The 24,880-nt window shown below is 64.0% G+C and carries 23 protein-coding genes; 15 read left to right on the forward strand and 8 right to left on the reverse strand.

Going from position 1 to position 24,880, the window contains the following annotated elements:
• Window positions 1–207 precede the first annotated feature (207 nt).
• The 11 genes from EP380_RS21885 (at window position 208) to EP380_RS21940 (ending at window position 14,402) form a co-directional block, all read left to right on the forward strand.
• On the forward strand, window positions 208–1,176 hold the full coding sequence (locus EP380_RS21885) for a DUF3991 and TOPRIM domain-containing protein (protein ID WP_164749956.1): 969 nt from the start codon (window positions 208–210) through the stop codon (window positions 1,174–1,176).
• Window positions 1,177–1,300: 124 nt separating this feature from the next.
• Complete coding sequence (locus EP380_RS21890; RefSeq protein ID WP_127600865.1) at window positions 1,301–1,900, forward strand: DUF1419 domain-containing protein; 600 nt, start codon at window positions 1,301–1,303, stop codon at window positions 1,898–1,900.
• Window positions 1,901–1,907: 7 nt separating this feature from the next.
• The gene (locus tag EP380_RS21895) at window positions 1,908–2,306 is read left to right on the forward strand and encodes a DUF3085 domain-containing protein (RefSeq protein WP_127600867.1); all 399 of its coding nucleotides are present in this window, start codon (window positions 1,908–1,910) and stop codon (window positions 2,304–2,306) included.
• Between the two features lie 86 nt (window positions 2,307–2,392).
• Window positions 2,393–7,495: a helicase-related protein gene (locus EP380_RS21900; RefSeq protein WP_127600869.1), complete on the forward strand. Its 5,103-nt coding sequence runs from the start codon at window positions 2,393–2,395 to the stop codon at window positions 7,493–7,495.
• Between the two features lie 265 nt (window positions 7,496–7,760).
• A complete protein-coding gene (locus tag EP380_RS21905) occupies window positions 7,761–8,576 on the forward strand; it encodes a competence protein CoiA (protein ID WP_164749957.1) in 816 nt (271 codons plus the stop codon).
• Between the two features lie 285 nt (window positions 8,577–8,861).
• Window positions 8,862–10,529 carry a ParB N-terminal domain-containing protein gene (locus EP380_RS21910; protein WP_127600873.1) on the forward strand — a complete coding sequence of 556 codons (1,668 nt, stop codon included), beginning with the start codon at window positions 8,862–8,864 and terminating at the stop codon, window positions 10,527–10,529.
• 91 nt (window positions 10,530–10,620) lie between these two features.
• On the forward strand, window positions 10,621–11,094 hold the full coding sequence (locus EP380_RS21915) for a hypothetical protein (RefSeq protein ID WP_127600876.1): 474 nt from the start codon (window positions 10,621–10,623) through the stop codon (window positions 11,092–11,094).
• Complete coding sequence (locus tag EP380_RS21920) at window positions 11,091–11,969, forward strand: DUF7007 domain-containing protein (RefSeq protein ID WP_127600878.1); 879 nt, start codon at window positions 11,091–11,093, stop codon at window positions 11,967–11,969. The genes EP380_RS21915 and EP380_RS21920 overlap by 4 nt, the downstream gene beginning before the upstream one ends.
• A 196-nt stretch (window positions 11,970–12,165) precedes the next feature.
• Window positions 12,166–12,483, forward strand: coding sequence for a hypothetical protein (locus tag EP380_RS21930; RefSeq protein WP_238719994.1), 318 nt, complete (start codon window positions 12,166–12,168; stop codon window positions 12,481–12,483).
• 503 nt (window positions 12,484–12,986) lie between these two features.
• Window positions 12,987–13,574, forward strand: coding sequence for a hypothetical protein (locus EP380_RS21935; RefSeq protein WP_127600880.1), 588 nt, complete (start codon window positions 12,987–12,989; stop codon window positions 13,572–13,574).
• Window positions 13,575–13,796: 222 nt separating this feature from the next.
• Window positions 13,797–14,402: a sce7726 family protein gene (locus EP380_RS21940; protein WP_127600943.1), complete on the forward strand. Its 606-nt coding sequence runs from the start codon at window positions 13,797–13,799 to the stop codon at window positions 14,400–14,402.
• Here the strand turns inward: EP380_RS21940 and EP380_RS21945 are convergent.
• From EP380_RS21945 to EP380_RS21955, 3 genes are read right to left on the reverse strand one after another with little or no spacing between them, the layout of a single operon-like run.
• Complete coding sequence (locus tag EP380_RS21945) at window positions 14,356–15,441, reverse strand: beta family protein (protein WP_127600882.1); 1,086 nt, start codon at window positions 15,439–15,441, stop codon at window positions 14,356–14,358. The two genes, EP380_RS21940 and EP380_RS21945, sit on opposite strands and share 47 nt — an antisense overlap.
• Entirely contained in the window at window positions 15,428–16,705 is a 1,278-nt protein-coding gene (locus tag EP380_RS21950; RefSeq protein ID WP_127600884.1) for an XRE family transcriptional regulator, read from the reverse strand. Before EP380_RS21950 ends, EP380_RS21945 begins: the two co-directional genes overlap by 14 nt.
• A complete protein-coding gene (locus EP380_RS21955) occupies window positions 16,702–17,181 on the reverse strand; it encodes a DUF6932 family protein (RefSeq protein ID WP_127600885.1) in 480 nt (159 codons plus the stop codon). The genes EP380_RS21950 and EP380_RS21955 overlap by 4 nt, the downstream gene beginning before the upstream one ends.
• A 275-nt stretch (window positions 17,182–17,456) precedes the next feature.
• Between EP380_RS21955 and EP380_RS21960 the strand changes: the two genes are divergently transcribed.
• The 4 genes from EP380_RS21960 to EP380_RS21975 all read left to right on the forward strand — a co-directional run bounded on the left by EP380_RS21960 (window position 17,457) and on the right by EP380_RS21975 (window position 20,661).
• The gene (locus EP380_RS21960; protein WP_106573446.1) at window positions 17,457–17,642 is read left to right on the forward strand and encodes a hypothetical protein; all 186 of its coding nucleotides are present in this window, start codon (window positions 17,457–17,459) and stop codon (window positions 17,640–17,642) included.
• 234 nt (window positions 17,643–17,876) lie between these two features.
• The gene (locus EP380_RS21965; RefSeq protein ID WP_127600887.1) at window positions 17,877–18,809 is read left to right on the forward strand and encodes an ArdC family protein; all 933 of its coding nucleotides are present in this window, start codon (window positions 17,877–17,879) and stop codon (window positions 18,807–18,809) included.
• A complete protein-coding gene (locus EP380_RS21970) occupies window positions 18,809–19,750 on the forward strand; it encodes a hypothetical protein (RefSeq protein WP_127600889.1) in 942 nt (313 codons plus the stop codon). Before EP380_RS21965 ends, EP380_RS21970 begins: the two co-directional genes overlap by 1 nt.
• 593 nt (window positions 19,751–20,343) lie before the next feature.
• Window positions 20,344–20,661, forward strand: coding sequence for a DUF736 domain-containing protein (locus EP380_RS21975; protein WP_127600891.1), 318 nt, complete (start codon window positions 20,344–20,346; stop codon window positions 20,659–20,661).
• A gap of 88 nt (window positions 20,662–20,749) precedes the next feature.
• On the opposite strand, the gene EP380_RS21980 is transcribed toward EP380_RS21975, so the two are convergent.
• The 5 genes from EP380_RS21980 to traC form a co-directional block, all read right to left on the reverse strand.
• Window positions 20,750–21,016: a WGR domain-containing protein gene (locus EP380_RS21980; RefSeq protein WP_127600893.1), complete on the reverse strand. Its 267-nt coding sequence runs from the start codon at window positions 21,014–21,016 to the stop codon at window positions 20,750–20,752.
• A gap of 185 nt (window positions 21,017–21,201) precedes the next feature.
• Entirely contained in the window at window positions 21,202–22,251 is a 1,050-nt protein-coding gene (locus tag EP380_RS21985) for a hypothetical protein (RefSeq protein WP_127600895.1), read from the reverse strand.
• Between the two features lie 57 nt (window positions 22,252–22,308).
• Window positions 22,309–24,234 (reverse strand): Ti-type conjugative transfer system protein TraG, encoded by a 1,926-nt coding sequence (traG, locus tag EP380_RS21990; protein ID WP_127600897.1) that lies wholly within the window; start codon window positions 24,232–24,234, stop codon window positions 22,309–22,311.
• Window positions 24,221–24,436: a conjugal transfer protein TraD gene (gene traD, locus EP380_RS21995; RefSeq protein WP_127600899.1), complete on the reverse strand. Its 216-nt coding sequence runs from the start codon at window positions 24,434–24,436 to the stop codon at window positions 24,221–24,223. The genes traG and traD overlap by 14 nt, the downstream gene beginning before the upstream one ends.
• A 4-nt stretch (window positions 24,437–24,440) precedes the next feature.
• On the reverse strand, window positions 24,441–24,704 hold the full coding sequence (gene traC, locus EP380_RS22000; RefSeq protein ID WP_127600901.1) for a conjugal transfer protein TraC: 264 nt from the start codon (window positions 24,702–24,704) through the stop codon (window positions 24,441–24,443).
• Window positions 24,705–24,880: the final 176 nt, after the last annotated feature.

Below are 24,880 nucleotides of genomic sequence, written 5' to 3' on the forward strand. Positions count from 1 at the left end.
GACGTGCGGGTCTAGGTGCCGCTTGCGCGCTGCGCCCGGCAAGGGAGGCTTCGCCGCGGCAGGCCAGATCGGTCCGTCCCTGCAAATCTGCCGGGTTGCCCGCCGCGCCCTTGCCCGTCTTGCTCTTCGCGGCATGCCGATCCTCGTTCCGGCAGAGACTGGGAGCGGGAATCGGATAAGAGGAGCGCGCGAAGGCGCAGGCGAGACATGGAAAAAGCAGACCTGGAAGAGCTGAGAAGAAAGGTGCCCTGCAGCGCCGTGCTGGAGGACGCGGGGTTCGCGCTCGATCTCAAGGAGAGCAGCCGCAAGGCGATGAAGTATCGCCGCGCCAGCGAGATCATCATCGTGATCCATGACGGCAAGGGCTGGTTCGATCCCTTGTCCGATGCGAAGGGCGACGTCTTCTCCCTGGTGGAACATCTCGACGGCGTTCCTTTTGCCGCCGCGCTCCATGTCGTTGCCGAACTGGTCGGCTTTGTCCCGACCGAACCGGTCTGGACACGCGAGGCCAGGGACCGCGCGCCCGACTTGACGATCATGGAACGCTGGCGGGTCCGGCGCCAACCATGGCCCGGCTCGGCGACATGGCGTTATCTCCGCGACACGCGCCATATCCCTGAGCGTGTTATCCGGAAGGCCATTGCCGGGAACCTCCTGCGCGAAGGCCCGAAGGGTAGCATGTGGGCCGGCCACACCGATTCCGCCGGTGAGGTGACCGGCTGGGAGGAGCGCGGTCCCGATTGGCGCGGCTTCGCGACCGGCGGCACCAAGACGCTGTTCCGTCTTGGCCGGCCCGATGCGCTCCGATTTTGTGTAACCGAGGCGGCGATCGACGCCATGAGCCTCGCCGCGATCGAGGATGTGCAAGCGAATACCCTCTATCTCAGCACCGGCGGCGGCTGGGCCCCGGCCACGGCACAAGCCCTTCACGCACAGGCCTGCCGGCCGGGCGCCCATCTTGTGGCGGCCACCGACAACAACGCGCAGGGCGAGATCTATGCAAGCCGCCTGGAGGCCCTTGCGGACGAAGCAAAATGCCGGTTCGAGCGGATCTGTCCGCTGGAAGACGATTGGAACACGGAATTGGTGAGGAAGCAGGAATCGATTGGGAAGGATAGGAAGGACGGCTGCCGCATGCCCGCCGGCCGCCTCAAGGGTGACGCTTCGCCCGGCTGACGCCGGCCCTTGACCCGGCCGGACGGAGAGGCGGCCGCTTGAGAGGGGTCCGGAAGGGCTGAAGACGATGGCGACGTCGAGAGGATGAGCCGCGCTCCAGCCCCGGAGGCCAAGGAGCCCAACAATGACCCTCTCTCCCATCCGCAAGATCTACTTCGGGGTAGCCGATCGCCGGCAGATGTTCCGTCTGTTCGATCGCCACGCCCAGCGCCCGAACCGCTGGCAGAACGACGATGGCGCCCTCTTCGCGGGCGAATGGTTCGAGATCGCCCGGCCCGAGCACGATTACATGCTCGATATCCTGCCGCCGCTCTGGATGCGCGGTGAGATGTTCGCCCTGGGCGAATTCCTGACCGGCAGCATCACCAGCGTGTTCTACGCGCTGCGCATCAATGGGGCGGACCGCTGCTTCCATGCATATTGCGATCTCGCCCGGCCGGGTTCGCCGGTCGAGATGCGCGACGCCATCGTCGAGCGGGAGCGCCGCCCGGTCAAGGCGATGACCCGCGAGGAGCGGATCGAGCATATCTGGAGCGCCACCGAGGACCGGTATCGCGGCTATGCCGGGGCGGGTTATCCGCCCGAGCATCGGGGCAAGCGCACCGTCATCGTCTATGGCAGGCATGGAAGCAGCTTAGCGCTGCTGGATCATCTGACCGACGCGCAAATCTCGGAGAAGCTCCCGGTTCATCTGCGCCACCTGCCGTTCGCCGAGGCCGCGTGAGGCCGCCATGTTCACCTTCCCGATCATGGCCGTGCGCAAGGTCATCGCGCGCGGGGAAGCCGACGCGGCCGCCAATGGCGGCTTCCGCGACCCCTATTACGGCTTGAAACCCGGCCAGGGCGAAAAGCCCGGCCTGTGGCTCGTTGGCGACGAGGGCGTCTACATCATCTCCAACGGCAAGCTCGCCGATGGGCAGAGGCCGCTCGTCGTCTATTCCGCCGAATGCCATCCGAAGGGCAATCCGGACTGGTGGGACTACAAGCGCCGGCATTTCGGTGGCGATGACGGCGTCGAATTCATCGATGCCGGCCTGCTGATCCCGAGTTTCAACCGGAACTTCGGGGCCACGCATCTGAGGGTGCAGCTCACCGAGCACGACATCTCGTTCGCGCTGATCACCCGCTGACCCCATCCCGAATCTGTCACGCGCGTCGCGCCACCGGCCAAACCGGCGGCGGGCGGGCGTGCATCTCAACACATGGAGAACAACCGATGTCCAATGACGACCCCTTCACGCTCGTGTCTCTAGCCAACACCTCCCTTTCATCCGGTCTCGGCCTTGGCGTCACCGCGTTCGGCACGACGATCGAACCGCCGGAGGATCATGATAATACGCCTGAAGAACCGGCGGCCTCACAACGCGCCGGCAAGACCGCCGACAGCGCACGCGGCGAGAACTTCCATCTCGCCGGCGATCGCGGGCTGGCCCGTGGCTGGAGGCAGCGCGCCCAGGACAATATCGCCGCCATCGCGCTCGCCCTGACGATCGAAGCCGAGGCCCGTTCGGCGACGGCCGAGGAGCAGGCGGCCCTCATCAAGTTCACCGGGTTCGGGGCCTCGGAACTGGCCAATGCGGTGTTCCGGCGCCCGGGCGAGGAGGCGTTTCGCAAGGGTTGGCAGGAGATCGGCGCCGATCTGCAGGATGCCACCACCGAGCAGGAATACGCTTCGCTCGCCCGCTGCACGCAGTATGCGCATTTCACGCCCGAATTTATCGTCCGGGCCATCTGGTCGGGCTTGCTGCGGCTCGGCTGGCGCGGCGGCCGGGTGCTCGAACCTGGTATCGGCACGGGGCTGTTTCCCGCTCTGATGCCCGAGGACCTACGCCCGGTCTCGCATGTCACGGGGGTCGAGCTCGACCCGGTCACGGCGCGGATCGCCCGCCTGCTCCAGCCCCGCGCCCGCATCGTCAATGGCGATTTCGCCCGTATCGATCTGCCGGCCCATTTCGATCTGGCGATCGGCAATCCGCCCTTTTCCGATCGCACGGTGCGCTCGGACCGGGCCTATCGCGGCCTCGGCCTGCGGCTGCATGATTATTTCATCGTCAAGGCCATCGACCGGCTGAAGCCCGGCGGGCTTGCGGCTTTCGTCACCTCCAGCGGCACCATGGACAAGGCCGATGCAGCCGCCCGGGATACGATCGCCAGACAGGCCGATCGTGTCGCTGCCATCCGCCTGCCGGAGGGCAGTTTCCGGGCCGAGGCCGGCACGAATGTGGTGGCCGACATCCTCTTTTTCCGGAAGCGCAGGCCAGACGACGCCGAGGGCGACATGTCCTGGCTGGAAACAGAAGAGGTCCGGCCTGCAACCGAGGACGAGGGCCCCATCCGGGTCAATCGCTGGTTCGCGCAGCATCCGGATCGCGTGTTGGGACTCCATGCCACGACGTCCGGACCGTTCGGTGAAACCTATACTTGCCTGCCCCGGCCCCATGTCGATCTGGAGCAGGCGCTTGGCGCCGCCATCCGTCTTCTTCCGGAAGCGATCTATGACGGCGAGCCCGAAGCCGTCGGTCCGGAAACCGATGCCGGCGACGCCCACGAACTCGATGAGCCCGAAGGGCAGGGCATCCGCGAGGGCAGCTTCTTTGTCGGCAACAACCAGGCGCTGATGCAGATGCGCGGCGGTGAACCCGTCACCATCACGGTGCGCAAGGGCCGCTCCGCTGACGGCATCTCCGACAAGCACGCCAGAATCATCCGAAAGCTGATCCCGATCCGCGATGCGGCGCGCGAGGTCCTGAAGGCCCAGGAGCGCGACCAGTCCTTCAAACAGCATCAGGTCAAACTGCGCATCGCCTGGTCGAACTTCGTGCGCGCCTTCGGTCCGGTCAATTCCACCACCGTATCGGTGAAGGAGGATCTTGAGACCGGCGAAATCCGCGAGGCGCACCGTCGTCCCAATCTCCAGCCCTTCCTAGACGACCCCGATTGCTGGCTCGTCGCCTCGATCGAGGATTACGACCTCGAGTCGAACACGGCGCGCCCCGGTCCGATCTTTACCGAGCGGGTGATCGCCCCGCCCTCGACGCCGGTCATCGCTTCAGCCGCCGATGCGCTGGCCGTGGTGCTCAACGAGCGCGGTTATGTCGAAGTCGACCACATTGCCGAGCTCATGCATGCCGATGTGGACACCGTCGTCGCCGAGCTCGGCGACGCCGTTTTCCGCGACCCCGAGACCGGGTCCTGGCAGACCGCCGACGCCTATCTCTCGGGGAAGGTGCGCGACAAGCTCAGGGCGGCGGAAGCCGCTTCGGCGCTCGATCCGGTGTTCGAACGCAATGTCAGGGCGCTGCGTGATGTCCAGCCGGCCGACCTCAGCCCGTCCGATATCACGGCACGTCTGGGTGCCCCCTGGATTCCGGCCGACGACGTGGTCGCCTTCGTCAAGGAGATGATGGGCGTCGAAATCAAGATCCGCCACATGCCGGAGCTTGCCTCTTGGACGGTCGAGGCGCGCCAACTCGGATATACCGCCGCGGGGACCTCGGAATGGGGCACGGATCGGCGGCACGCCGGCGAGCTTCTCGCCGATGCGCTCAACAGCCGGGTTCCGCAGATTTACGATACCGTGAAGGAGGGCGACAGCGAGAAGCGCGTCCTCAATGTGGTCGACACCGAGGCGGCCAAGGAGAAGCTCACAAAGATCAAGACGGCCTTCCAGGCATGGATCTGGTCCGATCCAGACCGCACTGATCGGCTTGCCCGGGACTATAACGACCGGTTCAACAACATCGCCCCGCGAACGTTCAACGGCGATCACCTTCAGCTTCCAGGCGCCTCGGGCGCCTTTTCTCTTTATGGGCACCAGAAACGCGGCATCTGGCGAATCATCTCGGCGGGCTCGACCTATCTCGCCCACGCCGTCGGCGCCGGCAAGACCATGACGATGGCGGCCGCCATCATGGAGCAGAAGCGGCTCGGGCTGATCGCCAAGGCGANGCAGAAGCGGCTCGGGCTGATCGCCAAGGCGATGCTGGTCGTTCCCGGTCACTGCCTCGCCCAGGCGGCGCGCGAGTTCCTGGCACTCTACCCGACCGCCCGCATCCTCGTTGCCGACGAGACCAACTTCACCAAGGACAAGCGGCATCGCTTCCTCGCTCGGGCTGCCACGGCCAAATGGGACGCGATCATCATCACCCATTCGGCGTTCAGGTTCATCTCCATTCCGTCGGCCTTCGAACAGCAGATGATCCAGGACGAACTGGAGCTTTACAAGGAGCTGCTGACCAGGGTCGAAAGCGACGACCGCGTGTCGCGCAAGCGGCTCGAGCGGCTGAAGGAGGGGCTTAAGGAACGGCTCGAAGCGCTCGCGACGCGCAAGGACGATCTTCTGACCATCTCCGAGCTCGGCATCGACCAGATCATCGTCGACGAGGCCCAGGAGTTCCGCAAGCTTTCCTTTGCCACCAACATGTCGAGCTTGAAGGGGGTCGATCCGAACGGATCACAACGGGCGTGGGACCTTTACGTCAAGTCCCGCTTTATTGAGACGAAGAACCCCGGCCGTGCGCTGGTGCTGGCCTCGGGCACCCCGATCACCAACACCCTCGGCGAGATGTTCTCGGTGCAGCGCTTCCTCGGCATCGAGGCGCTGAAGGAGCGTGGCCTCCACGAGTTCGACGCCTGGGCCTCGACCTTCGGCGATGTGACGACCGAACTCGAGCTTCAGCCCTCGGGCAAATACAAGCCCGTCACGCGCTTTGCCACCTTCGTCAACGTGCCCGAGCTCATCGCCATGTTCCGCTCCTTTGCGGACGTCGTGTTGCCCGAGGACTTGCGGCAGTATGTGAAGGTGCCGGCGGTCTCGACCGGCAAGCGCCAGATCAGGACCTCCAGGCCGTCCGCCGCGTTCAAGCGTTACCAGACCGTGCTCGATGCGCGCATCAAGGCGATCGAGGAACGGGAGGGACCGGCAAAGCCCGGAGACGACATCTTGCTGTCGGTGATCACCGACGGTCGCCACGCTGCGATCGACCTGCGCCTGGTCGACCCCGACAATGAAGACGAGCCCGACAACAAGCTCAACGACCTGATCGGCAACGCCTTCCGCATTTGGGTGGAAACGTCACAGAACACCTACCGCAAGCCCGACGGTGATCGCTTTGAGCTGCCCGGTGCCGCGCAGATGATCTTTTCCGATCTAGGCACGATCAGCGTGGAAAAGAGCAGGGGATTCTCTGCCTATCGCTGGATCCGGGACGAGCTTGTGCGCAGGGGCGTGCCGGCGTCGGAAATCGCCTTCATGCAGGACCATAAGAAGGCCCAGGCCAAGCAGCGCCTGTTCGGTGACGTCAATGCCGGCAAGGTCCGGTTCCTGATCGGCTCTTCCGAAACCATGGGCACCGGCGTCAACGCCCAGCTCCGCCTCAAGGCCCTGCATCATCTTGACGTGCCGTGGCTGCCCTCGCAGATCGAGCAGCGCGAGGGTCGCATCGGCCGGCAGGGCAATCAGCATGACGAGATCGATATCTTCGCCTATGCGACGGAAGGCTCGCTCGATGCCACCATGTGGCAGAACAATGAGCGCAAGGCCCGGTTCATCGCCGCCGCCCTTTCCGGCGACACCTCGATCCGCAGGCTCGAGGACATGGGCGAGGGTCAGGCCAACCAGTTCGCCATGGCCAAGGCAATCGCGTCGGGCGACCCGCGCCTGATGCAGAAGGCGGGGCTCGAAGCCGACATCGCCCGTCTGGAACGGCTACGTTCCGCCCATATGGACGATCAGCATGCGGTCCGACGTCAGATTCGCGAGGCCGAGCGCGACATCGAGATCGCGACCCGCCGCATCGCTGACATCGGCATGGACATCGACCGGCGTCTCCCGACCGCGGGCGAGGCTTTCGCCATGACGGTCGCCGGCAAATCCTTTTCCGAGCGCAAACCCGCCGGCAGGGCGCTGATGAAGGAGATCCTCACCCTGATCCAGCTTCAGCAGGAGGGTGACGCCGCAATCGCCACGATCGGCGGCTTCGATGTCGAATTCTCCGGCGAGCGGTTCGGTGCGGATGGATATCGCTACACCACAATGCTCATGCGCACAGGCGCCGAACACGAAATCGAACTTCCGGTCACGACGACACCGCTCGGCGCGGTCTCACGCCTCGAGCACGCGCTTTCGGCATTCGAGGACGAGCGGCTCCGCTATCGCCAGCGTCTGGCGGACGCGGAGCGCAGGCTCTCCTCCTACCGCTCTCGCCAAGGCGAAGCCTTCGCCTTTGCGGGAGAGCTTGAAGACAAGCGCCGGCAATTGGCCGAGATCGAAGCCGAGCTCGCGGACGCAGCGACAGGGTCCGAACGGGCCGCCGCCTGACGAACTCTCTCTGAGGATAGTCGATCAACCGGAGTTGACGGGAACCGGTCGGCGGTTAATCTTGCAACATGCCTGAGCACAAGACGGAGCCTGGCATGTTCGACATTCCGTCATCATAACCGGCGACCGGCATTGCCCCGTCACGCCGAAGATAATCAAGACAGCACCAGCTCCGTCTGGCCATGCTGCGGTTTGCTTCCATCCAAAACAAACAATCTGCGCCCGCCACACTGGCGGATGCGTCTCAATATATATGGAGTCGGACATGCGCTATGCATTGGTCAACAACGAACGCGTCGAAGCCAGCCACGGTCTTTCTGCCCTGTGCCCGGGTTGCGGACAGTCCATGGTCGCCAAATGCGGCGACCGGCGCGTCCATCACTGGGCGCACCGCGGCAGGCGAACCTGCGATCACTGGTGGGAACCCGAAACCCGATGGCATCGCAAATGGAAGAGCCGATTTCCGGCCGATTGGCAGGAGTTCGTCCATGTCGCCACCGACGGCGAGCGGCACATCGCCGATGTCAGGACCGGGCACGGACTGGTGCTGGAATTCCAGCACTCCCACTTGCGGCCCGACGAACGCGCCGCGCGCGAGGCCTTCTATCCGAACCTCATTTGGGTCCTAGACGGCACCCGCCTCAAGCGCGACGCGCCGCGCTTTGCGGCAGGTGGGCAAATGCTGCGGCCCACGCCCTGGAGGGGAATTTACACGCTCGCCTTCCCGGGAGAGTGCTTTCCGCCGAACTGGATCGATTGCCGGGCTCCCGCCTTTTTCGATTTCGCCGGTGCGGAACCCGTTGCGCCGGATGCCATGCCCATCGAGCGTTATCTTTGGGGGCTTCTGCCCGGGCGGGCGGAGGGCAACGGCGTTGTCGTGGCGCTCGGCCGCCGAGGTCTCGTGCGGGCCGCGCACGAGCGTCCGCAGATTCTGGACGCGGCACAGATCGTCGGCGTCCTTCAGGCACGATTCCGGGCGGCACGCGTGGCGGCGATGCAACAGGCCCGCCGGCTCCCATCCGGGAAACGATGGAAGCGCGGGCGCGTATGGAGAAGCCCGCGGCCACGGCGGCGGTTCTGACGACCTGCGGTCAAGAGCCGCAAACATGACAGAGGAGGGGGAGGACGAAGTACCCCTCGCAGAGCGGCCAGGCCGCTGACGGTTTCACCTCAACCGCGCCGCTCGCGATCCCGGCCCGTCGGTCGTCGCGATGGCTCACGAGCCATGCTCGCCCTGCCGGGCAGGGATGCTCCGCCGCAGTTGCACCGGCCCGTCCGCTCCGCGGGCCGGGGGATGTCTTCGGGAAGAAGACGAAAAAGGGACCGGCGTGGTGCCGGATTCCCGAACCCCGAAAGGAGCATCCCGATGGAAATCAAGCTCGTCGATCCGCGCGCGCTCGTCGAAAATCCCGACAAGGCCCGCCGCTCGAAATCCAATCCCCAGGCCGATGCGCTGCTGCTTGCAACGATCAAGGCGGTCGGCATCGTGCAGCCGCCCGTCGTGGCGCCTCAGCCCGACGGCGGCAACGGCTTTGTCATCCAGGCCGGGCACCGCCGCGTCAAACAGGCTATCGCCGCCGGTCTCGAAGAGATCGCGGTGATCGTCGGAGAGGCCGCCGAGGATGGTGGCGCCATGCGTTCGCTCGTCGAAACGCTCGCCCATGAAGGGCTCAATCCGGTCGACCAGTGGCGGGCGATCGAGCGCCTCGTCGCCATTGGCTGGACGGAAGAGGCGATCGCCGTGGCGCTGGCGCTCTCGGTCCGCCAGATCCGAAAGCTGCGGCTGCTCGCCAATGTGCTGCCGGCCATGCTTGATCATATGGCCAAGGGCGACATGCCCAACGAAAGCCAGCTCCGCACGATCGCGGCTGCCTCGCTCGAGGAGCAGAAGGAGGTCTGGAAGGCGCACAAGCCCAGCAAAGGCGATCCCCAGGTTTCCTGGTGGAGCGTCGCCAACGGTCTCTCCAAGACCCGCATGTATGCGCGCGATGCGAGTTTCGACGACGAACTCGCCCAGGCCTACGGCATTTCCTGGGTGGAGGACCTGTTCGCGCCCGCCGACGAGGACAGCCGTTACACCACCGACGTCGAAGCCTATCTCGGTGCGCAGCAGGAGTGGATGACGCGGAACCTGCCCAAGAAGGGGGTCATCACCGAGGCCAACACATGGGGCCAGCCGGAGCTGCCCAAGAAGGCCGAACGGGTTTATGGCAAGCCGAAGAAGTCCGATCACTCCGCCATGTATCTCGACCGCGACGGCAAGGTGCAGACCGTTCACTTCCGTATGCCGGAGCCGAAAGCGGCCAAGGGCAAGGGGCCTTCGGGCGACGACGCCGTCGTGATGCCGAAGACGCGGCCCGACGTCACCCGCAAGGGCGTCGAGATGATCGGCGACTTCCGCACCGACGCCCTTCACGAGGCGCTCGGCCGTGCGCCGATCGAGGACGACACGCTGATGGCCTTGCTGGTCCTCGCCTTCGCCGGCCAGAATGTCAGGGTGGACTCCGCCAATGGAGGTGGAGACGATTATTACTATGGCAATCGACGGATCGCGCGTCACGCGGCGGCTCTCTTCGACGCCGAGGGCAAGCTCTCCTTCGACATGGAGACCCTGCGCGTCGCCGTCCGCTCCATGCTGATCGAGGTGCTCTCCTGCCAGGAAAACCGGACCAATAGCGGCATCGTGGCCCGCGCTGCGGGCGATGTGATCGGCGCCGACGGCTTCCTCCCGAATATGGGCACGGATGAATTTCTGTCCTGCCTGTCGCGCTCCGCCCTCGAAGCCTCGTGCGAAGGCACATCCGTCCTGCCCCGGGCCCGGGTCAAGGATACGCGGGCGGCGCTGGTCGAGGCGTTCAACGAGCAGAGCTTCGTTCATCCCTCGGCGTTCTTCGCGCCCGACCGCGAAGCGCTTGGCGCATGGCTCGCCTCCAACGCGGTTACCGAGGAGGACGAGGAGCCGGGCGGCACGGATGCCGAACCCGTCGACCCGGACCAGGACGCCAGCGAAGGGTTCCGCGAGGCCGCCGAATAGCCCCACCACACTTCTCTTTCGAATGCCTGATCCGCCGCCGGTTCACCCCGGCGGCGCTTTCGTTTTCACCATCCAGAACAGGAGGACATCCATGTCCGCGCAATTGATCTTTGACCACGTGCCGCTGGGCGCGATCATCCGCTATTCCGACGGCACCCCAAAACCCCCCGAACGCCATCGGCGCAAGCTTCGGGCCTGGGAAAGTCGCAACAACACCGGCCGGCTCGTCAGGAAACAGGCCGGCACGCGCGTCGGCGAAACCACAATACCGGCCGCGATCACGCTTCATGAGGGCGATTTCGGCAGCAAGGCGGTGATCGTGCTCAGGGTCTTCAAGACCTTTTCGGTCGATAGCGACCTCGCCTTCACGGTAGTCGAACGGCCCGCCATCGGCTCCGTCCTCGTGCTCGACCGCCCCGGCGATGAGGCCGAGCTCGTCCATGTCGCGGCCAACCGTCAGGCCGCCGATGAATGGTTGTCGCGGCACGGCTATCCAAATGCCGTGCTCCGTGAGGTAACCGCGGACATGGCTGCGGCCGATCAGGTCGAGGGGAGGGCGGCATGACCCGTGATCAGCCATCGCACCCTCGGCCGGGTGGAACGCCGGGCCAGTCGGGGGCTCATTTCGGCATCAGTGCTGAAGGATTTCCCGTGGCGCGCGTCGATGACACTGTCTTTGCCATGCTGCCGGGGCGCGTCGGCCAGTATTTTCTCGCCACATGCTGGTGCGCGCGCCGGCCGCTGGCGGAACTCACCCGCAATGACTTCTACGGGCATGGTGGCCAACTCGCGGACGAGGCGGAATTCAGGGCAAAGGTGCTCGAGCAGGCCGAGCACAATCGCGAAAAGAGCGCGCTCGGTCGCCGGGAAATCCGCTCCCGCGCCCATACGCCATGGGGACCCTCGCAGGGCGCGACGGTCTTTGCCGAGGGCATCGTCTGCCATTCGACGGCCGGACACGGCGGTTTCCATCTCTCGACCGACCGCAATGCCAGTGTCCACTCCCGGCTCCGAAAAAGGGACGGCTGGTACGAGGAAGACTCCGAATGGGCGATCGTTGCGATCACCTTCCCGCACCTGTTCACCGGATTCGAACGGCGATGTGCCGAGCAGACACTGAAGGACTCCTGGCCGGACGCCTGGGAGGTGATCTTCGGAACCGTTCTGCGGCCCGGCGAATCCCGAAAGAAGGATCGCCGGGCATTCGAGGCGCGGCATGCCGGTGACTGGGTCGTCGTGTCGGCGATCAGGTCAGAGCACCACGACGGTTTTGTTGAAGTGATCGCCACGCTCGGTGGAGGCCGTGGTGATTGCCTCGAGCGCCGGCGCTTTCTGGTCCCGGCCGGCGACTACGAGGTCGGTCGTTTCGGTTTCGTCGTCGATCCGGCGCGCCACGCATCCTATGACGGGCCCTCGAGCTTTGTCGCCTGGGGGAGGTGATGTCCATCCCATGGAAAGCGATCGCGGTCCGCTTCGGCTGGCGGGCTGCGTTCGGGATGGAGGGCGCGCATCCCCGTCTTGTCGTCCAACACACGCGCCATCGCCATCGCTTCACAGGCGCCGATGCCTGGAAGCGCGCGGTGCTCGTCTCGATCCGCGCGCCACGCTTCAACCATCCAGCACGGAGACCCAACCGATGACCACCTATCTCGTCGCGGTACACATCCTCGTCGACACGCAGGCCGCCAGTCCTCGTTCGGCTGTCGCAGCTGCTTTGGAGAACCAGTTCGACCGTTGTGCAGCATCTGTTCCGGCGGCCGGCACGATCGTCGATTGGGCCGTCGCCGGCGAAGACCTCGCCGCATCGATGGCACCTGTCGTGATTCCGGCCGACTACACGCCGGGAGCAACACCGTTTCCCGAATGGAGCACCACGCGAGAGCCAAGCGCGGAAAAACGACCCGGATCCGCCCGTCTACGCACCGATAGCGCATGCAAGGCGTCTGTTGGCTGATACCTTCCAGACGTCGAAGGAACTGACTCGATCGATACCGTTTCACGGGAGCTCGCTCCTCGGGCGTGTGCGACTGCCATCGTCAGGAAGAGAAGCGAGGACCGCAGTGTTCGGCCGCAAAATGCCGGGGTGTCCAGCCTGTCGGGATGACGGGCGTGCTGTCCCGGATCATTGTCACTTCCTTCATGAGTCAGCTTCGGTGGAACGCCACCCATGCCGGCCTCCCTTCGGTTCTGGCTTCGGTCCTAAACCGGCGGCCGGAGCCTTCAAGGCCGCTGGCGCGCCGCGGAGCGGCCATCCGCACCAGCCTCGGCAAACCAGCCCCGCGGGACGGTGCGAGGTCAAAGGGCCCTGCTTGCCCGCAAAGCTGGTCCGCTCGGCTTTGGTCCGCACGGACCCTGAAGCCTCCTCCTTCCGCCGGTTTTTCTGGACCGCGCCCGAAGGGAGGGCCGGCAGGGGCCGGCTCGAGCCTTCGGCCAGACCGTGAAGGAAAGGACTCTCACATGACCAGAACCGCTCGTTCCAGCCGTCAATCCAGCAAAGTCGTCCAGCTCCGCAAGGGCGCCTCCCTCGAAATGGTCCGCCTCGCCTGTCCCGACAGCGCCCAGGCATCCCTCATTGCCGAAAGCTTCGGCCTCCCCGTCATCGACAGCGACGGGATCCGTGATCTCCATCGCAAGATCATCATCGAAACGGCCGATTCCTTGAACGAAGGCCTCGGCGAACGGGCCATGCAGATCCATCTCCAGCGGATCGTCGGCTCCTATGTCGGTTCAGCCCACGGCGCCGGTCAATTCTATTCCCGGTCGGTCTCGGAAGCCCGCGATGCCACGGCCAGAAACGCCAACGACGACCGCGACGCGGACCTCGACGGTCCGGTCGGTTTCGACAGCGCCGCCCAGCGCAAGCGCGAATTCGCTGCCGACATGGGCATTCAGGCCCACGCGCTCCGCTGCGCCGCCGAAGGCGTGGTGGCTGCCTACGAAGAGGTCGTCGGCGAAGCCTGGAAGCCCTTCGAACGCCATGTCGAAAATCCCGGCCAGACCGTCGATCGCAAGGCGGCCGAAATGCAGATGGCCGCCCTTGGCTGAACGGCTCGGGCGGAGCTCCGGCTCCGCCCGTTCGGTTCGATAGCTGCCTTCCCGCGAGAGATTGTTACGACAATAAGCATTCGGCCAGAACAGCGGTCTTCAGGGTCGAGCTCGATCGGCGTGCACATCGCTGGTGACGCCCCCGAGAAATGTCAGGTGAGTCAGAATGCCACCTTGGCACAAAGCAGAACTTCCGGCAGAAAGTGGGCTGGGGGGATGACGATGGCGGCCATGACAAAGTTGGGAACGACAGACGCAGACATTCGCACTGCGCTACATGCCAAACGATTGCGGCGCGCCAAATCTCATCCCGATACGCTCGTGATCGACGAACTGGGCCTTGCGCACGCCCGAAGTCGTATCGACGTGGCCGTCATCAACGGCTGTATCCACGGCTATGAAATCAAGAGCGCCAAGGACAACCTGGACCGGTTCGCGACGCAGATCGACATCTACCGCCAGACGCTACAAAAGCTCTCACTCGTCGCTGCGCCGAAGCATGTCGCAAGCATCATGAGTCACGCCCCCGAATGGTGCGGCGTGATCGTGGCGGAGCAGGGACCACGAGGCGGTATCAGCTTTCATGTATTGCGAAACGCCATCGCCAATCCCGAGATCGATCCGGTCATGATGGCGCATCTTCTCTGGCGCGATGAAGTCATCGAACTCTTGGGCCAGGCAGGATATGCGCCGAAGGACCTCCGGCGGCCGAGAAGGCAGCTTTACGAGATGCTATGTGAAGCCATGAGCTTGCGCGAGATCACCGCCTCCATTCGCACTTTCATGGCGCAGCGCCAAGCGTGGCGAGATCGTCCAGCACACGCGTGATGTGGTGGTTGATCGCCACCTCCTTCCACCGCGTCTGATTGCTCGGTCCTTCCTTATGAACCGCGCATCTTGCGATATATTCATCGCCGCTTGAATAGCCGGCACCGTCGAACTTTCCCGACGCTACGATTGACGCGCAGTGACCATGCATCTGTGCACGATTGTCGTTGAATGCCCCGCCCTTGCGCACCTCCCAAGCCGTCGTCGTCGTATAGACGAGCTTTCCGGCCGCCTTGATCATGCGCATATCCAACGCCTTGAATTCTGGATGGACGATCGTGTAGTCGCCGTAGTTCGGCTGGCGAACGCCGGCTGGCATCTTGCCGAGCAGCGCCCGATAGAAGAGCCAGTCGTGACGCGGGAGCTGGTCGGCGCCCTTGGCAACATCCTTGAACGTTTCCGGTATCGCCGTGCCGATCACGACGAAATTGCGGAAGGCATGCAGATCCCCAAGCTTTTGCATTGCCGCAATGAGCGCGCCAGCAAAAGCATTGTAGGGCTCAAAATTCGGTGCGCCGAGATCGATAATGAGGTCAACTTCGTCGAGCGATACACCAAGCGCTGCGGTCAAAGCCTCGATGCGCATTCGCGCATGGGGCTTCATCAGATCCTCCAGCCGAACTGTGATAGCCGCTCCAAGGTCATCGGTCGCAACGATTCCTGCAACCGATGCGACCATGGATGAGGAGGCATCGAGAGGAACGGCGGGCATCGCATTTGCCTGGAATGTCCGCATGGCTTCGAACACGTATGTGAAGATGTCGCGGCCGTCGCCCATGGGGTTGCCGGAAATACTGGGATGCACGCCTACCCACGCTGGCCGTTGCCCCCACTTGGCCTTGAAGCGAGCGGCAAACGGATGCACATGCTCCTGAACCGTCTTCTTCGGCTGCCACAACTCGAAATCGAATTCGACTTCTGGAATCGTGACATAGGGCACGATACGGTCCTTGGCGACGGCGGCAAGGCGGGCGAGCGCCTGGTATTCGCCCTGACGCCACCGCAACGCCGGAACATACATATCCTCAGTCAAGATCATCGCTCGCCTCCTCTAGCTGCGAGCGCACCTGGTCCCGACCAACCAGATTGTTCAGGATGGTGTAGTTGCCGCGCTCCTTCCTGATGCGCCCCGCGATGATGCTCGGATCGATCCCGATCGTCTCCGCGTCGATCCTCACCGCCTCTTCCGAAAGGGCGAAGCGGGACAGACACTGATCCCACAATGCTTCCGGTATCAGCGCGTCGAGTGCGAATTTGTCAGCCTGCGCCTCGATCGCATCACCGTCATTGCCGTCCTCTTCGTCGAAGAAGTCGAACCGCAAACCGTCGAAGAGGTGCAGGAAGACATGACCGAGCTCATGCAACAGCACAAACCAGAAATTATCCAGTCGATCATAGCGTAGCGTAAGGCCCACAACTGGTGTCTCACCATCAGCGAGCATGGCGGCGCCGTCCAAATACGACCCTGGCAGGTGACGCTCGACGACGAGAACGATGCCTTTCTCTGCCAACAGATCGCGGGCACGCTTCGGCCCGTCCTTCCTTTTCGTGAGATGCACCAATTCCGGCAGCCACCGGTCATCGAGTTCGAACGTCCCGATCTCTTCTGCTTCGATCTTGCTACGCGCGCGCTCAAGAATGCGCGCCTGCCACGCGAGTAGGGCGTATTCGTTCGGCACGTTTCCACTGCGCATCTTCTTGCGATGGAAGACTGTCGCGAATTGCGGTCCGGCCGCGTGCAGGAAGTACTCCTTGACGCGCTCGATCGGGTTTGCGCCGCGGGGCAGATCAAACCACCTGCGTTTGATCATCTCCTTGTAGGGAAACTGCCCCCAGACGATATCATCGGCATCACCCCACGCGAACACGGATCCGCCAGCCTGCCTCGGTCCCTCAAAACTTCCCGACGCCTTCACACCGAGCGTCTTCGAAATCTCGATCAGCCGACCAAGGCTTGCGCCCATGTAGTCGGTCGCCTCGTAGCGCTGCACCTGTTGCGGCTTCATGCCAAGTCTCTGGGCGAGGTCCGTTTGACTCATTCCGGAGGCAATTCGTGCCTGCACCAGCACATGCGGCAATTCTTCAAGCGCATAGGTTTTCGAGAACGAGACCTGGCCGGATTTCAGCAGATCGTATTCAGCAAGCTCCGCCTCTATATCGGCGATTTGGCTTTCGAGCCCATCAATTTCCGCCTGCTTGAGCCAATGCTGATCCGATGCGCGCGCTTTCGCAGCAGCAAGGGCGTCTTGCAACTTGGCTAGTTGGGCACTCGATACGCCATACTGTTTGTCGCTGTAAATCATGGCTGCACCTTCCCGGAGAGAAGCGGATCGGCCGAAAGCGAAATGGCGATGATCCCTTTGTGTTTTCCTGTGAAACGATCCAGTTGGAAAAAATCGACGAATGCCCGCCCGACATCCGCGCACATCATCGAGGACGGAAAGAACTCGCCCTTGAATGCCGCTTTCTGCCCTGCCCGACCGTTCGAAAATTCCAGGAACACGGGATCAAGCTTGGCCGGATTGACCCCGGTAGGGTCCCAGCATGCATCGAAGTCGCCAGGCCTCGGCTTGCCTGTCACATAGCTCCCGTCGAGATATATCATCGCACATCCCGCCAATCGCAGCTTGCCGGAGGCGAGAACGAGCCCCTCGAAAAGCTCCCGCCGCCAAACGTTCGTTGCGAAAGCAGCCGCCACGTCCTCCAAACTCGCCGCGTGCATCCCGGCGGGCAGTGTAGGCCACGGAGAGCCGGGCAATTGGACGAGGGCAGGAATCATCGTTACAACAATAATGTTGTATCAGACGAAAAGCAAGCCCGGCTTCCCCCTCGAGAACGCGCAACACGGGCTTCAAGTCCCGGGGAGGGTCAATCCCGCTCTTCAGGGATGGCATTCCTGGTGCGGCCGCGGAACTTCCACGATCAACCCGTAAAGGGTCCGCTAGCAAGGCTGCGGCCGTTTGGCTGACGCCTGCACGGTGATCGCGTCCGCGTGCCGCACACTGACGGAGCCATCAGAGCGGGAATTGGCCCGCTCCAACGATGGAGCCTCGGATGTCGCACGATCTTTCCCTCGCCCAGAAACACGCCTGGAGACTCGCCCGCACCCTGATGACCCCGGTGGTCCTCTTCCAGTCCGACGACGCATATGGGGTGCTGCCCGCCGACGAAGTCGACGACGCCGAGGTCGACATCCTCTTCGAATACGATCCCTACACCGGTGGACACGCGGTTCACTGAACCGGCTCTCGGTTCACTTTCCGCAGCGGCGGCGCCAGGCGCCGCCGCGCTTGTTTCGCCCGACCGCGGCCCGTCCCGGTTGGTGGCCCGGGCGGAGCCGGCCGCGCCGGCAACGGCTTGCGCCGTCCTTCCCTTCGGTCCGGCCCTGCGGGTGCAGGCGCGCCCTGATGCTCCGCCTGAACCGGCCCCGTGACGGGGCCGCGATCGGCGCGGCCTCCAGAAACGGAGGTTGAGATGAGCAAGAAAGAAAAGGGCGCGAAGACCGATATCTACGCGCGCATAACGCAAAAGATCGTTGCCGATCTGGAGAAGGGCGTGCGGCCGTGGGTGAAACCCTGGAGCGTCGGCCATGTCGACGGCCGGATCACCCGGCCGCTGCGCCACACCGGTGAACCATACACCGGCATCAACGTCCTGTTGCTGTGGTCGGAGAGCCTGGCGCGCGGGTTCACCGCGCCGCTCTGGATGACCTATCGGCAGGCGGCTCAGATCGGCGCACAAGTCCGCAAGGGCGAAACCGGCGCGACGGTCGTCTATGCGAGCCGGTTCACGAAAACCGAGACGGACGCCCAGGGCGAGGAACTGGAGCGCGATATTTCGTTTCTCAAGACGTACACCGTCTTCAATTGCGACCAGATCGACGGGCTTCCCGATCACTATCACCACCGGCCCGCGAAGGTCATTGATCCTGTCGAGCGGATCGAACATGCCGACCGCTTCTTCGCCAATACCGGGGCCGTGATCCGTCATGGCGGCGCGCGGGCATTCTACGCGCCGGCAAGCGATCACATCCAGATGCCGCCCTTCGAGACGTTCCGGGACGCCGAATCCTACGTCGCCGTGCTCAGTCACGAAACAGTCCACTGGACCTCGAGGCCCAATCGGGTTGGCCGCGATCTGAGCCGCTACGCCAGGGACAAGACCGAGCGCGCGCGCGAAGAGCTCGTCGCGGAGATCGGCTCGGCACTGCTTTGCGCGGACCTCGGCATCGTTCCCGAACTCGAACCACGGCCGGACCATGCGTCCTATGTGGCGAGCTGGTTGCGCGTCCTTTCCGACGACCGACGGGCAATCTTTCAGGCCGCCGCCCATGCGCAACGGGCCGTGACCTATCTGCACGGCCTGCAGCCCTCCGCCACCGACACGGGACAGTTGGAGGCGGCCTGATGCTTTCCTTTTCGAATGCTGCTGCGGAGGGCATCGAGCCCTCCGCCATCCGGCTGCGCGTGCTATCGCTCGGCGCCGGTGTCCAATCGACCACGTTGGCGCTGATGGCGGCCCATGGCGAGATTGGACCAATGCCCGATTGCGCCATATTCGCCGAAACGGGCTGGGAGCCAAAGGCGGTCTATGACCATCTCGACTGGCTGCGATCGCCCAACGTCCTGCCGTTTCCCATCCATGTCGTTTCGGCGGGCAACATACGTGATCAGCTCATGGGCGCCGCGAAGGGTAAACGCTGGGCGTCGATTCCAGCGTTCGCCAAAACCGTCACCCCGGTGGGATCCGCCGTGCCCGGATTCGACGAGGATGCGGCCGGCGAACTCGTCCAGGTCGCCACACGGCGCACGTCACGCGACACCGTTTCGATCGGCATGATCCGGCGTCAATGCACCACGGATTTCAAGATCGTGCCGATCCGCCGGAAGGTCAGGGAGCTTGCGGGGCTCGCCCGCAAGCGCTCGCCCGGCCATGCCGTTGTCGAGCAATGGATCGGAATCTCGTGCGATGAGATCATGCGCGTGAAACCGAGCCGCGAAACCTGGCAGGTCAACCGCTGGCCGTTGATCGAGATGCGCATGAGCCGGCGGGACTGCATCGCCTGGCTGCGCCGCCACGATTACCCCCAACCGCCGAAATCGGCCTGCATCGGCTGTCCGTTCCATGACAACGCACGCTGGCGCGCCATGCGCGATCATGATCCCGCTGCCTGGTCCGATGCGGTCGAGGTCGATCGAGCCATCCGGACGGGTTTGCGTGGAATTCGGGGAGAGGTCTTTCTCCATCGGTCCGCCGTTCCTCTTGACGAAGCCGATCTGTCGACGCTTTCCGACCACGGGCAACTCGACCTGTGGCCGAACGAGTGCGAGGGTATGTGCGGTGTCTAGGCAGCCTTCGATCCTTCCGATTGCAGTCCGGCCGCGAGATATCGTGGGCATCGGGCTGCGGGCTTCCAAGCGGATGCCGGAAGCCGTAACTCTGCCGAGGCTGGCTGACCAGCGGAGGACGGTAGGGGCGACGGTTATGTTCTTCGACCGACTGGGTACGGCACCGCTCGTCGTGCGCGCGAGAACCAGCGAATGGAGCCCGGCTGCAGGCGTGGCAGTCTGCCGTCAAAGTCGCCAGCGTCGAGCGCGCGGTTGATCCCACCGACGGATGTCGCGGGAGCGCAATGGCTCCGGGCTCGGGCGCCATGGTCGTGTTCCCTTCACCTCGAGGTCTTGGAGCTCGCCCGGCGCGGTCTCGATGGGGCATGTCTGACCGGGAAACGGCTCCACCTCGACCGGCATTTCGCAACGCCCGTCCAAAACTTTCCTCCCCTGCGAACTGATGTTCGCATTCCTCGCGAACCAAGAAAGTTCCTCTCGGCCGTCCTCCATTTCATTGCGGCCTTTCAGGTGCGCGCCGGTCGTTCCCGATCTCTTCGACAGCCATCGAGACCGCGATGGGCGCGGCTCGGAACTTCGAAAGGAACACGACAATGGCAAACATCGGCACCTTCACCACCACCAAGACCGGATTCACGGGTGCGATCAAAACTCTAACGCTGAACGTCAAGGCCCGCTTCGAGCGCGTCGAAAGCCCTTCCGAGAACGGACCGCATTTCCGCATCTTCTCGGGTGCAGTTGAGCTGGGTGCGGCGTGGCAGAAACAGGCCAAGCAGACCGAACGCGACTACCTTTCGGTCAAGCTGGACGACCCGAGCTTCCCGGCTCCGATCTACGCCACCCTCATCGAGGTGGAAGGCCAGGAAGGCGTGCAGCTCATCTGGTCCCGCCCTAACGGCAACCGGGACTAACCAGATCCCCAACGGCCCCGCCGAATAGGCGGGGCCATTTCTGTTTCGACGGAACGACAGCCGCCAGATCCTACGCCAGTCGTCCACTTCACTCCCGCCTGCCGCTCAGCGAAAAATGCGGGTCGCGATAGCCCCGGCGCCGCTTCCTGCGTTCGAGCCGCAACATCGCATCGCCGGCCTCGGCCGGCGTGTCGAAGGTTTCGATCATCGACTGGCCGCGCGTTCCGATCCGACCCCAATCCCGCACGAGGGACGCCCCGCCGAACAATGTGGGCTGAACGGAAAGGCTGTAGAACCGCCGCATGTTCTGCGACGGGTCAATGCGGCGAAGATGAACCGAACGGCGATCGTTCATGTGCGGAAGTCTCGCTCCACGCGGAAGCGTCGTCCAACGCATTTCCTGAATCGGTTGGCCCTGATCGATTCACGGGATTGATACGACCTCAAACCCGGGGAACCCGCGGGTGGAGGGAACGCCGATCGTTCCTGCAATAGTCGGAAGAGGGGCCATGCAGAGGAACCCCGACCCTCGCCGGCTGGTCAGGAGGGCACCGCGCCGCACTTTTTGGCTCTTTCGACAATCTTGGCGTAGGTGGTGCCATTCCCAGACGGAAAATGCGTGCACCACGCGGCCAGAAACTGCTTCTCCCGAGCAAAATCCCGGGCCCTGTGCAAAAGAACGGCAATCCTCATCGGATAGTGAGGCGCCGGAACTTCGCCTGTGGCGAGATACCGTTGGAAGGCATCCGCGACCGTGTCGCACTGCCACGACAGGTCCTGATCGGCCTCTTTCATGAAAGCACGAAAGGAGGCCTCGTCTTGGTTCAGGAAATCCGGCGCACCAGATGCCTCTCCATAGGTGAGCCCTTGATCGAGCATCTTCTTTGTGGCGGCCTGCATCGATCGCCTGCTTAACCGCTCTCGCCTCTCGTCATCCATCACCGGCTCGTTCGCGAGGAGGCCAATGACCTTGTCGACCCTGCCGGCCAGTTCATCTGTCAACTGGCTGTCCTGGACGGGGGCGCTGCGCGGTGGGCGCTGTTTCTGCCTGGCTTCGATCCTGGCACTAATCTCTCGGGCAAGTTCAGAAAGCGTCTGCGCCTGCCGTTTCGCCAGTTGGATCAGTTCCGGCGAAACATCGGCACGGTGGTATTCGGCAACTTGCCATTCGAGCTGCTTGATGTGGCTGGCGACCTTGGCTTCAGGTTTCCGCAGCGCGGTGATGCTCAAATCGGGGTTCTCTGAAAGGAACCGCCGGATCTCCTCGATCAGTTTTGTGCGGTCGCGGATGTGTGCTTCCCAACGCTCACGGCGGCTTTCGGCACCCGACGCCGAAAGAGGCTGATGCCGTGGCGGTTCTTCCCGGTAGTACGCGATTGCCTCTTCGCGTGCATCTTGTTCACTGGAATATGCTTCGGAGAAATAGGGTTCCGTCCTGTCCTCGACGTCTGCGATGCAGAACTTCCATCCGCGATCCTGAGGAAAGACCGTGATGCGGGTGGGCCCGTCAACGAGCATCGGGTTGCCATTCTCCGACACGGTCCAGCCCTTTGTCGAAGATCTGCCGAACAGCCACTTCAAGAACGCCATTGCCGCCTCCCCAACGGTTTCCATTGTCTACAGATCGCGAGGCCTGGCAAGCAACGGTTACAGGACGGGGCTACTTGCCCTGAATCGGCTTTCTCCGACGATCGAGACCATATCTTCCCGCCGGAACCAGATGGCGCGGCCGCATCTGAGCGGCGGATTGCCGGCCGTGAAGACGATCTGTTCGTCGGCGCGCATCTGCAGGACCTCCTCGGGCAGGATCAGCGGCCGGGCGGAGAGCTGTCGCGAACGCGTGCGCGAGGATCCCGACATGCGCGAGGTCCGGCTGAGCTGCTCCACCTCGACCGTCGTGTTTCCGCAGCGCCGCGAAATGTAATCCGCGGTCTCCGGATCGTTGATTGCCGCGAAAGAAATCCACGAGGCTGACTCGAACCATTTGCTCGATGCGTCCCGCCCACCATAGGTCTCACGCATCTGGCCAATGGACTGGAACAGGAGCAGCAGGCTGATGCCGTATTTGCGCCCGGCGTCCCGAGCGGTCTCCAGGATGCGGAGATATCCCAGCCGCGCGACCTCATCGAGCAGGAAGAGCGTGCGGCCCTTCATCTCGCCATTCCGGTTGTAGATCGCGTTGGCCAGTGCGCCGATAATGGTGCGCGCCAGGCCGGGATGCGCCTCGAGCGTCTTGAGGTCGAGATTGACGAACACGTCGGAGTCGCCGTCCGCCAGATCGTCGGTCGAGAAGCTGTTGCCGGAGACCAGCGCGGCATAGTTCGGATAGGAAAGCCAATGCGTCTCCTTGACCGCATTGGCATAGACGCCGGAGAAGGTCTCGGGCGTCATGGCGATGAAGGGGGCGACGTTCTCCTTCACGAACGCGGATTGGGAATTGTCGTAGATCAGCTGCAGCCGCTCGCGCAGCTTGGGCTCCGGCTCGGAAAGGTTCGCCCTCATCTGCCGCAGATGCTGGTTTTCCCTCTCCGTATGACCCGACAGGCACACATCGGCGATCAGCACTGTGATGAGCTGAAGCGCGGACGCGCGAAAGAAGTCGTCGCGGATGGATGCCTGGCGAGCGGTGTCGGTTACGACCCAGGTGGCGACCGCCACCACGTCTTCCTCCTTTGTCCCGCCAAACCGCCCGATCCAGTCGAGCACGTTGAAGCCGGTGCCCGGCTCCTTCGGGTCGAGCACGAAGACCGATCGGCCGGCCTTGCGCCGGTGAGAGATCACCATCGGCGCTACCTCGTTTGATGGATCGAGGGCGACCAGCCCGCCGCCCCATTTGAGCGCTGTCGGAACGGTCACCGAGGTGGTCTTGAAGCCGCCCGACCCGGCGAAGACCAGCCCGTGCGACGAGCCGAACGAACCGTCGAAGCACAGCAGCGGCGATTTTCCGCCAGCACCCCAGGTCGCGCGGTCGTCGGCGCGGAAACCGGGCCCGCCGGCCGCTTGCCTGTCGACGCGACAGGCCTCGCCGACGACGATGCCGCCGGCCTCGGGAAAGAGACGCCGGGCAGCAGAAATGGTCATCCACTCGCCCTCCCCATGGATGGCACGTTTGCCCCGGACCCGACGGGGCGCGGCCGACGCGAAAGCGGCATTGCCGCGAATGGCGACGCGCAGACCGAACACGCCGGCGACCGCCGCAACGACCGCCCCTGTCAGCGTGGCGGGGTCGGTGTATTCGACGATCGATGTGCCTGGAGGCACCGTTGCAGCGAATGCGGCGAGCCGGCCGATCTCGCGGACCGCCGCCATTGTGATCACCACCAACGTGCCAGCCACGACCCCCCAGCCCGCGAGCCGGATTGAGATCGCGCCCCTGGCCGCAAAGAGAAACACGACGCCGGCCCCGCCTGCGACCGCGTAGGGCAGCGCGATGCCCATCCGGCCAAGCATCATGCGCGCGTCCGGCGCGCGGGCTAAGCTTGCGAGCCAGTGCTCCATCCCCGTCAGTGCGAGGCACGCCCCCGCCATGACGATGACCGGGGCAGCGACCATGGCGAGCTTAGTCGGGTTCATCGGCGAACGCCTTCATCCCGATCGCCATCAGCCGCGCGCGCTCGTCTTGGTCGGTCCTTATCCGGCTCGCGCCATCGATCAGGAGGCCGAGCAGCAAAGCGCGCTTCTCGTAACGAAGCCCGGCCTTGGCGATCAGCCCGCCGAGCTGGATCTTCTCGCGCGTATCCTTCTTGCGCGCCTCTGACTGGCTTGCCTGCCGCATCCGCTCAAGCCTCGCCAGACGGCCCCTGAGCCGCGCCAGGCGCGACCGGCGCCGTCGCTGGCCTGGCCGCCCGTCCGCTCCCCTTGCGAAACCGGGCCGCGAGGTCCTCAAGAGCGGACACGAGCGCGCGCTCCTCAATCTCGATATCGCCGAGACCGGCCTTGAGGGCGAGCCGTCCAATGCGCTCGGCCTCGCGCGTTTCGGCCTGCTTGAGCTGCTCCTGCAGCCTGGCGATTTCTTCCCTGATCTTCGATGACGGCTTCTTCATTCCGGTAGTTTTCCTTCTCGACCATTCGCTTTGTAGCGATGGCGAGGATCGGCCGGGATCGCGCGCAGCGCGACCCGGCAGAAATGACGGGTCGGCGAAGCCGACGCTTTGAGAGATCATCCCGGCGTTCCGAAGGAATGCCTCCAAGGGCGCAGTAATACGTCGCTGACGCGACG

It is taken from the genome of Nitratireductor alexandrii, from assembly GCF_004000215.1.
GTDB lineage: Bacteria > Pseudomonadota > Alphaproteobacteria > Rhizobiales > Rhizobiaceae > Mangrovimarina > Mangrovimarina alexandrii.